General features: G+C 29.6%; 11 protein-coding genes and 1 CRISPR repeat array. Of the genes, 6 read left to right on the forward strand and 5 right to left on the reverse strand.

Annotated features, from left to right (window positions below):
* Window positions 1-63: 63 nt before the first annotated feature.
* Window positions 64-390 (reverse strand): DUF4351 domain-containing protein, encoded by a 327-nt coding sequence (locus C1I91_RS18605; RefSeq protein WP_205694233.1) that lies wholly within the window; start codon window positions 388-390, stop codon window positions 64-66.
* 350 nt (window positions 391-740) lie between these two features.
* Between C1I91_RS18605 and istA the strand changes: the two genes are divergently transcribed.
* The 5 genes from istA (at window position 741) to C1I91_RS18630 (ending at window position 5,301) form a co-directional block, all read left to right on the forward strand.
* On the forward strand, window positions 741-2,207 hold the full coding sequence (gene istA / locus C1I91_RS18610) for an IS21 family transposase (RefSeq protein WP_128214223.1): 1,467 nt from the start codon (window positions 741-743) through the stop codon (window positions 2,205-2,207).
* A 2-nt stretch (window positions 2,208-2,209) separates the two neighbouring features.
* Window positions 2,210-2,956, forward strand: coding sequence for an IS21-like element helper ATPase IstB (gene istB, locus C1I91_RS18615; RefSeq protein WP_128214224.1), 747 nt, complete (start codon window positions 2,210-2,212; stop codon window positions 2,954-2,956).
* Window positions 2,957-2,973: 17 nt separating this feature from the next.
* Complete coding sequence (locus tag C1I91_RS18620; protein WP_128214225.1) at window positions 2,974-3,420, forward strand: hypothetical protein; 447 nt, start codon at window positions 2,974-2,976, stop codon at window positions 3,418-3,420.
* A 125-nt stretch (window positions 3,421-3,545) separates the two neighbouring features.
* Entirely contained in the window at window positions 3,546-3,989 is a 444-nt protein-coding gene (locus C1I91_RS18625; protein WP_128214226.1) for a transposase family protein, read from the forward strand.
* A gap of 37 nt (window positions 3,990-4,026) precedes the next feature.
* Window positions 4,027-5,301 carry an ISL3 family transposase gene (locus C1I91_RS18630; RefSeq protein WP_128214227.1) on the forward strand — a complete coding sequence of 425 codons (1,275 nt, stop codon included), beginning with the start codon at window positions 4,027-4,029 and terminating at the stop codon, window positions 5,299-5,301.
* A gap of 88 nt (window positions 5,302-5,389) precedes the next feature.
* A CRISPR array of direct repeats spans window positions 5,390-8,930; the repeat unit is 30 nt; unit sequence ATTTAAATACATCCCATGTTAAGGTTAATC.
* A gap of 320 nt (window positions 8,931-9,250) precedes the next feature.
* On the opposite strand, the gene C1I91_RS18635 is transcribed toward C1I91_RS18630, so the two are convergent.
* The 4 genes from C1I91_RS18635 to C1I91_RS18650 all read right to left on the reverse strand — a co-directional run bounded on the left by C1I91_RS18635 (window position 9,251) and on the right by C1I91_RS18650 (window position 12,556).
* Window positions 9,251-10,132, reverse strand: a complete 882-nt coding sequence (locus C1I91_RS18635) for a helix-turn-helix transcriptional regulator (RefSeq protein ID WP_128214228.1) — start codon at window positions 10,130-10,132, stop codon at window positions 9,251-9,253.
* Window positions 10,133-10,593: 461 nt separating this feature from the next.
* Window positions 10,594-11,028: a type VII toxin-antitoxin system MntA family adenylyltransferase antitoxin gene (gene mntA / locus C1I91_RS18640; protein ID WP_128214229.1), complete on the reverse strand. Its 435-nt coding sequence runs from the start codon at window positions 11,026-11,028 to the stop codon at window positions 10,594-10,596.
* A gap of 268 nt (window positions 11,029-11,296) precedes the next feature.
* Complete coding sequence (locus C1I91_RS18645) at window positions 11,297-11,620, reverse strand: thioredoxin family protein (RefSeq protein WP_128214230.1); 324 nt, start codon at window positions 11,618-11,620, stop codon at window positions 11,297-11,299.
* A gap of 399 nt (window positions 11,621-12,019) precedes the next feature.
* Window positions 12,020-12,556 carry a DUF4256 domain-containing protein gene (locus tag C1I91_RS18650; RefSeq protein ID WP_128214231.1) on the reverse strand — a complete coding sequence of 179 codons (537 nt, stop codon included), beginning with the start codon at window positions 12,554-12,556 and terminating at the stop codon, window positions 12,020-12,022.
* Between the two features lie 982 nt (window positions 12,557-13,538).
* On the opposite strand from C1I91_RS18650, the gene C1I91_RS18655 reads away from it, so the two are divergent.
* Window positions 13,539-14,075: a Uma2 family endonuclease gene (locus tag C1I91_RS18655; protein ID WP_128214232.1), complete on the forward strand. Its 537-nt coding sequence runs from the start codon at window positions 13,539-13,541 to the stop codon at window positions 14,073-14,075.
* Window positions 14,076-14,223 lie beyond the last annotated feature (148 nt).

Raw genomic sequence — 14,223 nt, forward strand, 5'->3', positions numbered from 1 at the left:
TAAGAGCCTGAATTTAAATAAAAACTCAAACTCTAGACTCCTAACAAAATGGAATATGTATTTTTAAAAATATTCATCTAAGTCCTTAACAAACTCTAACACAAATATATCAGTAGCTATAACATCAATTGTTGTTACAGGAAGTTTCTTAATCTTTTCTTCATACTCAGAAGGTATCTTTTTAAACTTCTTAATTAATTGTTTAATAAGTAATTCAACTTTTCCAATCTCCATTCCTTCTTTTAAGCCTTCCTGTCGCCCCTCTTTCAATCCTTCATCCCTAATCATTTTTCCTATTTCTGTCACACTAAAAACCTCCTTAAATCTACTTTTTGCACTGCTATCTCCAAGCTTATCAAAGCAAACACATCCCATTCTATGATTAATCATAGGTGGAGTTTATGATATAAAAAAAACTTTCTTATTTGAATACATCTCATGTTAAGGTTAATCTTTCTACTGTTCCTCTTATTTCTTCCCTTAACTCTATTTAAATACATCCCATGTTAAGGTTAATCTTTTTGTAATGGGGCCAGGATACAAGTTTAAAGAATTTAAATACATCCCATGTTAAGGTTAATCATCATATAGTTTTTACATACCATTGTATTTATTTTTATTTAAATACATCCCATGTTATTGATTTATACTTAAAACTGACCCACATTTTTCAAGTAAACTTGACCCACCAAAGTTAATAAATTATCCTAATCTTTTAGAAGAGATTAGGAGGAACAAAGGTGAAAGATGTGAAAGATTGGATAACGATAAAAAGGATGTATGAGAGAGGTGTTCCAATACGACAAATTGCTAAAGAGTTAAAAGTTTCAAGAAATACTGTCAAAAGATTAATAAAATTAGATGAAGAACCTAAATACAAAAAGCGTAAATATTCAACTAAAATTGATTATTTTCATGAAGATATTAAAATGTGGTATTTGGAACCAGAGTATAACTTTATAGGGACTAGGATATTTAGAGAACTTAAACGATTAGGTTATAACGGTAGTATATCTCCTTTATATAGATATTTAAATAGCCTAAAAGAAGAAAAAAGGAGTCTTCCACTTAAGGCAACAAAGCGTATCGAAACGCCGTTGGGAGATCAAGCTCAATTTGATTGGGCTGAATATTTAATGTGGGTTGGAGGAGAAAAAATTAAAGTCTACTGCTATTCATTAATTCTTGCAGCGTCTAGAAAGAAAGCTATTATATTTGCAAGGTCTTGCGACGGCGAAGCCATTTACGAATCTATACATTTATTATTTAAAAGAATTGGTGGTGTTACTAAAGAGTTATTAATAGATAATCCTAAGGCTTTGGTTGTATCAAATCATCCAGAAGAAGAAGTCAATTTTAATATTAACGCCTTGAGATTAGCTCAGCACTTAGGAATTTCATTGAATGCCTGTAATCCTTACAGACCAAGAACCAAAGGTAAGATTGAAAAGCCCTTTCAGTACATAGAAGAACAGTTTGTTAAAGGTAATAAATTTGACTCTATGACTCACCTCAATAAAGCTGCTGAAGCATTTATAGAGGATTCCAACAATCTAAAACATGGTACAACTTTACGTATCACTAATGAATATTTTACAGAAGAAATACCTTATTTAGCGCCTGTAAAAAACAAGCCTTTTATAATAACTGATTTGAAAGAAAGAAAAGTAAGTTTAGATTCATTTATATCAGTTGACGCTGTAAAATACAGCGTGCCGATTGAGTATGTTGGGAAAAAAGTAGTTTTTAGAATAACCTTAGGCTATAAATTGGAAGTTTATAACTCAGCCTTAGATGTAATTGCAACTCACGAAATCATTACGCAAAAAGGTAAGATGGTTACCGTAGATGATCATTACGGAGCGTTAAATAATATTGCTCCAAAATCTATTCCTGAAATTGTTAGGCAATTCGAAAGTACCTTCCCTAGTGGAAGTCTATTCTATAAAAACTGCATTGCTCACCTAAATCAACCTAGTTATCACTTGCGTAAAATAATTAAGCTTAAGGAACTTTATGATAACGATTCTTTAGAGCTGCTTCTCCGCTATTGCATTAAAGAGAATATATATAACATAAATGATATAAAGAATATTTTAAAGACTAAATATTTAGATATAGTAAAGGGTATTTCTGCAAAGGACGAGCTTTTGACGCTTAGTGAAACTAGCCGTGAATTATCTTACTACGAGGAGGGTCAATTTTAGGTATGAAAAGTACTATTAACACATCACCAGACCATATCTCTAGGCTTTTAAAACAATTTAAATTGATTGACATCCAAACAAATTATGAAAGCGAAATAGCATACGCTATCGAAAATAATATTGGACATAGAGAATTTTTAGTGAGACTTCTAGAAATAGAGGCGGAAGGTAAAAGAGAAAGAAATGTTGAAAAAAATATAAAAGCAGCAAGGTTCGAAGGAATTAAAACTTTAGATGGATTTGATTTTTCTTTTCCTGAGAAAATAAACGAATCAAAAATTAGAGATTTAGAAACTCTTTCCTTTATTGAAAATAAAGAGAACGTAATATTAATAGGGCCTCCTGGTGTTGGTAAAAGTCATATTGGGATAAGCCTTGGAGTATTGGCTTGTAAGAAAGGGTTTAAAGTTCTTTTTACAACTGCGCAAGAATTCATAGATAATCTTTATAAAAGTTATATGAATGGCACTCTAGATTCTACATTCAAAGCAATTAGAAAGATAGAAGTTTTAATAATTGATGAGTTGGGGCATTTCCAAACGGATAAAGAAAAAGAGAGCATATTTTTTCAAATCATCCGCCAACGATACGAAAAAGGCTCTCTAATCATAACTACCAATGTACCATTAGGTAATTGGGATAAAATCTTTTCTAGTAAACTTGCTGCAACAGCAATTCTAGATAGATTAATTCATCATTGTCACTTAATAAGTATAACAGGAGATAGCTATAGAGTAAAGGGTAAATGATAAGGAGGAACTTCCTAATGAAGCGAAAACACGATCATAGAGATTTAGATTATATGAAGTTTATAGAAATATTTAATACTGAAGACCGCAAAAGCGCAAGGGATTATGTTAAAGAACATATTCCATTTAATTATGATTATTTTATAAAACTAGTTAAGAGATATACAGGTTATCAGTATAATAAAGAATCAAAAAAATTTGAATTATTAAAAGCTACTGAATCTCAATTTATTAGTATTGATGATTTATTAAATAAACCTAAGGATAATGCTACAAGTATTGTAGCATCTATCCCTAAGGCTATATACTACAAGGATCCACTCGATGAATTGAATTTAGATCTTCTTCAAGATAGACTTATAGAGCTATCGAAATATATAAAAATCAAATCAAGTACCAAGTCTATTGAAATAAACCTTATTCGCCTACGCGAAGGCGGGTACGACATAGAATTAATAAGCTAATAGTAGTGGGTCAATTTTGTGTGAAAAAGTGGGTCAAAAGTAGGTTCTTTCCAAAGTTAGTTGAAAACTTTGTCATATTGTGTCATAATTATTTTTACTAACAAATGATAACGAGGCAAATATAGATGGATGAACTTATTAAACTACTTGACTCTAATTTACAATATATTAAGCATGAATTAGTTGATGATACTATATATATTGAGGTATCATCTAATCGAAAAAGTGTAAGTTGCCCCTACTGTGGAGAAAAATCTGATAAAGCTCATTCATGGTATAAAAAGAGCTTTCAAGACCTGCCTATGCAAAATAAGAAAGTAGTTATTATCTTAAATAATAGAAAGATGTTTTGTAATAACCAAAGCTGTTCTAAAAAGACTTTTGCAGAAACTTTTGAATTTTTAGCTCCTAATGCTAAAAAAAGTTCTAGATTAGAAAATGAGATAATTAATATATCTGTTAATGTTAGCTCATTAGCAGCGGAAAGGATTATAAGAAATAGGATTGCAAATATAGGTAAAAGTACCATTTGCAATCTCTTAAAAAAAAGAAACTCATATAATAGATAAGAGCTCTGTAACTAAAGTTTGTATAGATGATTTTGCAATGAAAAAACGTAGCACTTATGGAACAGTTATGATTGATATTGAAACAAAACATATTGTAGACATATTAGATTCTAGAGAATTAGATAATGTTGTTGAATGGTTAAAAACATATCCTAACTTGGAAGTGATTTCACGAGATGGGGCCCAGACATATGCAACTGCTATAAAGAAAGCTCATCCAAAATCAATTCAAATCAGTGATAGATTTCATATATTGAAGAATTTAACAGACTACTGCAAAAAATATCTAACTAAGATACTGAGTTTTAATGTAAAGTTGGAAAAACAAACAAGCAGAAATCTTAAGCAGGAAACAGCTTACGGTAATACGAGAAAGCTTAATAGAATAAATCAAGCAAATATTCTATATGATAAGGGTAAATCTCCTAAAGAAATAGGATTAGAATTAAAGATGGACATACGTACTGTTAAGAAATATCTTTCTCTGGACAAGTCTGAGTTAATTCTTAAGGAAAATGATTCTCCAAATTTAAATCATAAAGAAAATGTTACTAAGAAAGAGAAAAACTTAAATCAAGTTCGTAAATTGCATAAGCAAGGTTACGGAATAAGAGAAATTTCAAGAGAAACAGGAATATCAAGACAAACCGTTAGAAGATACCTTGATAGTAATGATTGCGCAGTTCACGGCACATTTGGAATTTCTAAAAAATCTCCTTTGTCACAATTTCATAGCATAATTGATGATTTACTTACAAAAGGATATACATTTAGAATAATTGAAGAACATTTACGTTTAAACGGTTATACAGGCTCCGCTTCAGCAATAAGAATGTATTCTACAAGAAAAAGAAGACTAATAAAGCAAGTTATAGATTGTAATTATCTGAAGTATGAATTGATTGATCGTAAATATCTTATAAAATTACTATATAAGCCACTAGATAAAGTCAAGGCTATTTCAATTGAACAATTAGAAGTAATATGTAAAGAATATCCTATTTTGTCTAAAATATATTTATTGGTAGATTCATTCAAGAAGATTTTATTTAGCAAGAAACCAACCGCTTTAGACACTTGGCTTGAAGATGCTAAGAAGTTAAATATATCTGAAATCAACAGTTTTATTAAAGGATTAACTAAAGATATAGCTGCAGTCAAAAATGCTATCATGTATAAATATAGTAATGGATTAGCAGAAGGCAGTGTAAATAAGATAAAGGTAATAAAGAGAATAATGTATGGAAGGTGTACTTTTGAGACCCTACGTAAAAAGGTTCTTTCCTACGAAAGACTTCGTACTTTCAACTAACTTTGGAAAGAACCCAAAAGTACTTGACAATCTACACCCATGTTAAGGTTAATCAGAAACGTCTTTTTAATGCTCTTAGATGGTCATTATTTAAATACATCCCATGTTAAGGTTAATCTAGTCTTACCTTGACCATAAAGACCAACAACAAGAATTTAAATACATCCCATGTTAAGGTTAATCAAGGCTTTAAGGATAGATTTTTCTTTGTAACAAAATTTAAATACATCCCATGTTAAGGTTAATCAAAAGGAAGTATTTTCTATAGAAGGAGCGGTCAATAATTTAAATACATCCCATGTTAAGGTTAATCAAGAAAATGGCTTCTAAGGCAGTAATACCAATGGTTATTTAAATACATCCCATGTTAAGGTTAATCTTGTATGCTCTCTTATTAGCTCCAGCCAATGTAAATTTAAATACATCCCATGTTAAGGTTAATCCTATTAAACCTTGCTTATATTCACTTCTAAGGGTTATTTAAATACATCCCATGTTAAGGTTAATCAAAATGAAGTGTGTTTCAAGAGTTCTGTATTTTGAATTTAAATACATCCCATGTTAAGGTTAATCAAGAGGAATAGAAGTATATCCTTATATAGAGCCATAATTTAAATACATCCCATGTTAAGGTTAATCTTTTGCAAGCCTAATAATGTAGTATTGGCTTTTAGATTTAAATACATCCCATGTTAAGGTTAATCTAATACCACCTTTTGCATACCATTCTACTCCAAGGATTTAAATACATCCCATGTTAAGGTTAATCCCATGCTAGAACTTAAAAATAATATGTTTAACGCATTTAAATACATCCCATGTTAAGGTTAATCAGTGTAGATCAAAAAGAAGTACACTTCGTTACATAATTTAAATACATCCCATGTTAAGGTTAATCTTATAAAATTAATTATAAAGCTAAAATGACAGCGATTTAAATACATCCCATGTTAAGGTTAATCGTCTAGAAAATGGCAAGTTACAATAAATAATCCTGTATTTAAATACATCCCATGTTAAGGTTAATCGAAATAGTCAAAATTATCATAGCACTTTTGCTATGATTTAAATACATCCCATGTTAAGGTTAATCACTCAAGATAATCATCATGAACATTTACTATATTTATTTAAATACATCCCATGTTAAGGTTAATCATATTGGACATGAATGGTTCTGAACCGATTCTAAAATTTAAATACATCCCATGTTAAGGTTAATCCTAAAGCTACAAAAAAGCGACAAGCCAAAACCATATTTAAATACATCCCATGTTAAGGTTAATCCAGATTGTGGCTAGTAGTCAGGTGTTTGGTAGAGTATTTAAATACATCCCATGTTAAGGTTAATCTTTATATGATGCTATAAAAGGGGGTGCTAGTAACATTTAAATACATCCCATGTTAAGGTTAATCAGTGTGCTAAAGAATAATTTAGATGGATTAACAACATTTAAATACATCCCATGTTAAGGTTAATCGTTGGATCACGAATACAGTTTTAATTTTAAAAGTTTATTTAAATACATCCCATGTTAAGGTTAATCTCTAGGTTCTTTTCTTTTTGAAAGAAGGTGATAAATATTTAAATACATCCCATGTTAAGGTTAATCGCTTACAAGTGTTAGGCAGTATGATCAAGAAGATTAATTTAAATACATCCCATGTTAAGGTTAATCCCATACTCTGACATTATTTAGCTGGCCTTATATCCAATTTAAATACATCCCATGTTAAGGTTAATCAAGAAATTGGCCGAAAGCAGTAAGGGTAATAGTGTATTTAAATACATCCCATGTTAAGGTTAATCAAAGATTAAAATGGGATAAAGAAAAGTTCACTTAATTTAAATACATCCCATGTTAAGGTTAATCTAGAAGAACAAATGAGATAACTTTTGGGTTTATAAATTTAAATACATCCCATGTTAAGGTTAATCCCATAAGCAGAATAAACTTTGTTTTGAACGAGATATTTAAATACATCCCATGTTAAGGTTAATCCTTACAAGTGTTAGGCAGTATGATCAAGAAGATTAATTTAAATACATCCCATGTTAAGGTTAATCAGAATCCTTAAAATCAGAAATATTATCACCAATAATTTAAATACATCCCATGTTAAGGTTAATCAAATAGTCTTACCATCTAAAGAAACACTATAAATATTTAAATACATCCCATGTTAAGGTTAATCGCAACACAGACCTATACATAAATCATTTTTAAATAGATTTAAATACATCCCATGTTAAGGTTAATCATTGTTCCCCAAAAACCGTCGTCAGGTTCCCAAGACATTTAAATACATCCCATGTTAAGGTTAATCATATTATCTCATATTTATTATTTTTAAATTCTTCAATTTAAATACATCCCATGTTAAGGTTAATCTTTGATAATTATAAGGGACAAGATGTGATTGTGTTATTTAAATACATCCCATGTTAAGGTTAATCTTACGAAGAAGATGGTGAAATAACTTCCTATGTTTATTTAAATACATCCCATGTTAAGGTTAATCTTAAAGAGGCTTTTAATAACTTTTCTAATACTGGATTTAAATACATCCCATGTTAAGGTTAATCTGTCCTACTGGAATATTTCCATTGTATTGCTTGCTTATTTAAATACATCCCATGTTAAGGTTAATCCTAGTTCTAATACTACGGAGGGTTAATATGTTAATATTTAAATACATCCCATGTTAAGGTTAATCTAAAGCAGCAGGAAAAGAGGATAAATTTAAGGAGATTTAAATACATCCCATGTTAAGGTTAATCTAGAAGAAAACCCTTTAATAATCTCAGTTATCTTTATTTAAATACATCCCATGTTAAGGTTAATCAGGTTTTAGATCAGTGATTGCAATAGCTTGTTTCATTTAAATACATCCCATGTTAAGGTTAATCCGGACAGTTTGAAAATAACTATATAATGTTTCAAGTATTTAAATACATCCCATGTTAAGGTTAATCATTGATACGAAATTTTATTGTGTATCAGATTGAAAAATTTAAATACATCCCATGTTAAGGTTAATCCCATTAAATATATCCGTTTTTAAATACCATATAAAGATTTAAATACATCCCATGTTAAGGTTAATCTAAGACTCTTTCTATGGTAGAGTATATCACTAGAGATTTAAATACATCCCATGTTAAGGTTAATCAAAAACCTTTCCCACTGCTGTAGCAGATGCTTTTTCATTTAAATACATCCCATGTTAAGGTTAATCAGTCCTTTTCATATTGTTGATAATTCCCCTATAGCATTTAAATACATCCCATGTTAAGGTTAATCTTATTAGGAATTGAAGATGTAAGTAAATTAGCGTAGATTTAAATACATCCCATGTTAAGGTTAATCTTTGAACTATATTTCAAAAAAGGAGTAATAAAAGATTTAAATACATCCCATGTTAAGGTTAATCTTTTTGAAGTCCTACCCTGCAAGCTTGTAATTTTATTTAAATACATCCCATGTTAAGGTTAATCTATTGTGTTGACGATAGAATTTACTTCAGATCTAGATTTAAATACATCCCATGTTAAGGTTAATCATTAAGTAATACTTCATTGTCTTTAAACTCTTTCAATTTAAATACATCCCATGTTAAGGTTAATCCATTGATTTAAAGCCAATCTTATTAATGACTACGTTATAAAAGGCTAGTAAATATGCTCTTTTTTAATTATTTTACCAAGTAAATTACCATATTACAAACTATATCGTAATATTACATCTAAGTACTGAAAAAATCAAAGGATTACGTAATATTATTATTGAAATCACTTGGTAAATTATACACTAATGGTTTAGGCTTTTTTATAAAAAAATAATGCTTACTCAACCTAGTTAATTTTGTATACATACCTAAAAGGCCACATTTCAGTATTATATTAAAATGCAGCCTTCAACAAATACACATAATTATTGCTACTTAGCTAAACTTCCTCAAAAGACGGATTTACAATATTGTCTGGAAAAATTTCTTCTGGTACATATTCAGTTGTTGGAATGCTTTTATCCACTTCCTGAAAGTCTGCATTATCAAACCAAATCTTACCCTTTTCAGTTAACAATACACCAATGTTGATAACAGCTGCATCTTGGGGGATGTCCATTACACAATAATAATAATTCCATTCAGTTGTACCTTTAATGGGCCTATTCTGCATGTTATCCAGCTTTAGTGTAACACCTTGTGCACTGTCTAGCCTCATCCATAGCCCACACCACTGCTCAACCTCTTCAGTTTTCACAAAACCTGAAAAGCGCATTCTTTTTCCAATAAAATTCTTAGCACTTATTTGCTGCATGATGCTACTGTAGTCCTCATATGAAAACTCATCTCCAACTGAGCAAATTGTAGCTGACCTCGACCCCATATGATATATTTTGTTGTCCATTTCAAACTTGTATTTTTCTGGGGCTGTTCCTGTAAAAATCCAACCTTTTACCTTACTTTGATCACTCATATTAACTCCTCCTACAATCAAATTCTTAATAGCTGTTCTATATCGTCCAGGCGGTAATTGATAGACACTTTTAAAGGCCCGTGTAAATGCTTCTTGAGATTCAAATCGGTAGGTTAGGGCAATATCCAGTATAGGTATATTGGTATTTAGAAGAAGTGAAGCTGCCATAGTAAGCCTTCGTTTTCTTACATAATTATATAAAGACGTTCCTACTTCTCTTTGGAATACTCTATGAAAATAGAATTTTGAGAATCCAACAGCTTTAGCGATATCATCTAAAGTCAGTTCTTCATGTAAATTCATTTCAATATAATCTAATGCAGCCTGTATTTCCTCAATGTGTACCATAAATATCACCCCTTGCAATCATTATATCAATTACGTTGCTTTTAATTTTGATAATTCTTGCCTTCTTTATGAATAGATATATACCATTTATATGCGGTAAAAAAGTCTCTGAAGTGACCTTATTCAGTAAGTTTTTTGCGCATCTGCCTTTTCTAAAAATATGTTAAGAAATTCTGCAGGCCACATAATTTTTTTACTGTTTACCTTAAATAGCTACTCTAAGCCTTTCAAATTTCTAGGTTAAGCTTGCCTAAAATTTAATACTATTCTAGAGAGTAAAAAAATAAGAGCCTATACCCTAGACTCATTTAAATCCTATTCATTATAATACTTTCCTTAAGCTAAGTATCCCTTGATGAATTCTTCTATTTCAATTATAATTTTATCGTTTTCTTCTAAAAATTGAATTATTGATTCCACCGAAGGCTGCTTGTATCTGTGTCCATTTTTTCAATCGTTCTTTATTCAATTCCAAGTACCTCCCTATCTAGTATCCTCCAAAACTCTTCATTTTCCCTAAAAAGATTATCATAGAACTCTATGGTTTCCTCTAGAATACTATCACTTAATACGATAAACTTACCATTTAGAGCACTAATCTTTACAAGATTATTTATATTATCATCATTTATATCTATTAAATCTATATCTCTATCTAATAATTCTTCTAAGTTTTGGGTTAATATTAACTCATCATTAAAAGAAATAGGAGTCTTAGAGATAATTGCAATGTCTACATCAGATTCTGCTGTAAACTCACCATTTGCTAAGCTTCCAAATATAATAACATTATTTATTCCTTTGTCAGTAAACAATGTTTTAAAAGCATCACTATTGATAATATTTAAAATTGATGTTTTATCCTTTGAAGATTCATATCTATTATGATTGAACATATGTGTTCTCCCTTATTACAACATTAACTATATGGAACCTTTATAAAAAATTAATTTATAATTGTTATAAAATCCCGACTTATGAGGATTTTGTGGCATATATAAACTAATAGTTGTAGTTGATTCACTATATATTATAGCCAAAATGAAAATGTTATTCCACTTGATTCTTTGATAAAACTTATCAAGCTCTAGAAGATTTAAGCACTTAATTTCAGTGTAGTAAATCAAAATAGGCCGGTATTAAGGCATGAAATTTTTAAATTTTCTAAAACAGCATTTCATAATATCTCTTAATAGTATTTTCTAGTTCTATTATGCTTAAATTTCTTCCAACTCTTACTACTTCTTTACCAGCGACATAAAGAATTAATAATGGAAATGAAAATACATCATTAAGTGCTGCCAGTTCTCTTTTTTCTTCGCCATTTATATCAATTAGTTTTACTTCTGGATAAGATCTTAATATACTTAAAACCTTATTTTTGATAGCTGTACATGCACCGCAGGTAGTATTACTAAAATACAAAATCACCATTTCATTAGTAGTAAGTATATTTTTAATGTCTTCCCCATTGTCCACTTTCACCATTAGTTCTCATCTCCTGAAAATTATATTTGCTGTCCTATATGATAGTTATAGCTATACTAGTTCAATTCTTAAGCTCAAAATATAGCTTTAACTGAATCTAATAATCTCTATTTTGATATATTTTACTGTGAAGTAGAATGTTTATATTAGAATTGCATAAACTTCTTATATATTATTAATATAATTTCTACACCAATAACAATCAAGCTAGAATTAATATATTTATGTACCTACCAATATATTTTCATGCCTATAGGTTAATCATATAAGGGATCTTAGCAATACTGATATTTATAAGTTTTCTTAATAAAAGTCATGTATAAACAAAGCTTTTATAAATCCTTTATACATGACTTTCACTATTATATAATTCTTTATGAATTATAAGACAAAGTCCTATCACACTCTTAAGACACCACGAAATCCTCTTCCAGCATAGTAAGATTCTGCGCCGTTGTGATAAATAAACACGTTACCATAGCGAAAATCGCCAAATATGGAACCTCCAAGTTTTCTTATCTCAGGAGGTGTCTTTAACCAGCTAGATGTCTTCATATCAAAATTTCCTATTGATTGCAAATGTCTATATTGATGTTCTGTTAAAAGCTCAATACCCATAGCAGCTGCCATATCAAGTGCACTGCTTTTAGGTTTATTTTCTTTCCTTGCTTCCAGTGCTTCACCATCATAACATAAACTTCTACGCCCCTTAGGACTTTCTGGCGAGCAATCATAAAATATGTATTCATCAGTACTCTCATCATATTCAACCACGTCTGGTTCGCCACCTGTTGCTTCCATCTCATCAAGTGAAGAAAGCTTTTTAGTGTTAGCCTCCAGCTTTGCTTGCACTTTAGCCCATTCAATATCCTTATGACGACTGATGTTTTTCTCAAAACGATTTTTTAATATATTTATTAATTCTTCATTTGACATTTCTGAATCCTCCTTATATAGGTGCACAAATATATATTTTTTAATCCTTCTCTTTGAAACCACTGTAGTTTTGAAAACAGCTTTCATTTTGAAGTGTTCCACAATACTAATATTGCTTCACTTATTATTTCCTATAAGTTTTTAATTACGAAAAAATTATCTTAAAAGTAATTTATCATATTACTCTCTATCCGTAAACAAAGCTTTTTTAAAATTTTCCATTGAGTCTTTAAATTATAGAAACTATTTTATTTTAAGCTGCATTAAAACTCAGAAGATACTTATCAGATTTCCAATCTTATTCAAGTATAACAAAAGCCACTGCCAGCTATATCATTAACATATTCAGATGCCTATTGGTATGTATTAAATAATTGTTGTTACTACTTTTGGTATCTATTATGGTACTACTTTATGATATACTTTGTATTTCTAAATTCTTCTTTATAATAAAGCGTGCTTTGTAAGTATATTACGGTTATACCATACATATTTATTATTTCTCATATAAGCTAATTTGAATTTTTACTCTAACCTTTTAAGTATTTTCATCTCCAAATATCCAACCTTTAGGCAGGCCTTTCATTGTTATAATTATAAATAAAACTGCCACCCACATTTTTTTAATACATTCCTATATAGTAGTTCAAATTAGTATTGCCCTCCATTAAAGGCCTATTTAAATTCCAAGTTTTATTATAAAACCTTTTCCATGAATTAGACATATCAAAAACACTTTCTCTGTTGCTTTAGATAACACTATAGTTGATATAAATAATTTTCTATAAAAAATAAGTATCGAATTATTGTTCTGATTGCTTAGTATTAGGAATTATTTAATGTAGCAGTCATTCCAAAAGGCTTATAATACTGTACTTATTTTGTTATAATGTAAAGACAATTTATGAAGTAAAAATTAATACCTTAGAATAAAAAAACAATGATATTCTCAATAATATAGCTAAATAAGGGAGGGTTACCAGTGTCTAATCTAGATTATTCTTTGGACAATATTACAGTAGAATGGATAAATGATATAAAGTACATGAGCCCATCTCCGCATCCTAACCATGGCATTGTATATAGTGAGCTTTTTAATAGTTTCTATAACTACTTAAAAGGTAAAAACTTCAAGGTGTTTCCCCATAAGACTGATCTATGCCTATCAGATCCTAATGAACCAATTAAAATTAATGATTTAAAAAAGCCTATTGTTCCAGATTTGTTTGTAGTATGCGACAAAAAATTTGAATTGGTAGGAAACAATATAGTTTCAATCCCAGATTATATATGCGAAATAGTTAGTCCAAGTTCTATTAAAATGGATAATGAGATAAAAAGAGATTTGTACCTATCTAAAGGAGTTAAAGAATATTGGATAGTAAACTATTTAGATAATAGCATTAAGGTGTATTTTGACAATAAAGAAACCACTTTTTCCTTTGATGATAATGTTAAAGTAAATATATTTGATGATTTAACTATATGCTTAAAAGATATAGAGTTATTTGAAATATAACAATAATGGACCTAGCCAGCCTAGGTTCTTATTAGGATACTATTCACTTGTATATCCTTTTCAACACTTGTATTTATTTCTTAATTTAAGTATTGATATGACCTTTATTCGAGATATAAGTAGAGTATATCTTAGCCCAATACGCCCC

The organism is Clostridium manihotivorum, assembly GCF_004015185.1.
GTDB lineage: Bacteria > Bacillota > Clostridia > Clostridiales > Clostridiaceae > Clostridium_AR > Clostridium_AR manihotivorum.

Excerpts from the sequence above, each read along its gene's own strand:
- C1I91_RS18645 (WP_128214230.1), bottom strand. The coding sequence starts at position 11,620 with ATGGTGAAAGTGGACAATGGGGAAGACATTAAAAATATACTTACTACT.
- C1I91_RS18625 (WP_128214226.1), top strand. The coding sequence starts at position 3,546 with ATGGATGAACTTATTAAACTACTTGACTCTAATTTACAATATATTAAG.
- C1I91_RS18605 (WP_205694233.1), bottom strand. The coding sequence starts at position 390 with ATGATTAATCATAGAATGGGATGTGTTTGCTTTGATAAGCTTGGAGAT.
- mntA (WP_128214229.1), bottom strand. The coding sequence starts at position 11,028 with ATGTTCAATCATAATAGATATGAATCTTCAAAGGATAAAACATCAATT.
- C1I91_RS18620 (WP_128214225.1), top strand. The coding sequence starts at position 2,974 with ATGAAGCGAAAACACGATCATAGAGATTTAGATTATATGAAGTTTATA.
- C1I91_RS18630 (WP_128214227.1), top strand. The coding sequence starts at position 4,027 with ATGAAAAAACGTAGCACTTATGGAACAGTTATGATTGATATTGAAACA.
- istB (WP_128214224.1), top strand. The coding sequence starts at position 2,210 with ATGAAAAGTACTATTAACACATCACCAGACCATATCTCTAGGCTTTTA.
- C1I91_RS18650 (WP_128214231.1), bottom strand. The coding sequence starts at position 12,556 with ATGTCAAATGAAGAATTAATAAATATATTAAAAAATCGTTTTGAGAAA.
- C1I91_RS18635 (WP_128214228.1), bottom strand. The coding sequence starts at position 10,132 with ATGGTACACATTGAGGAAATACAGGCTGCATTAGATTATATTGAAATG.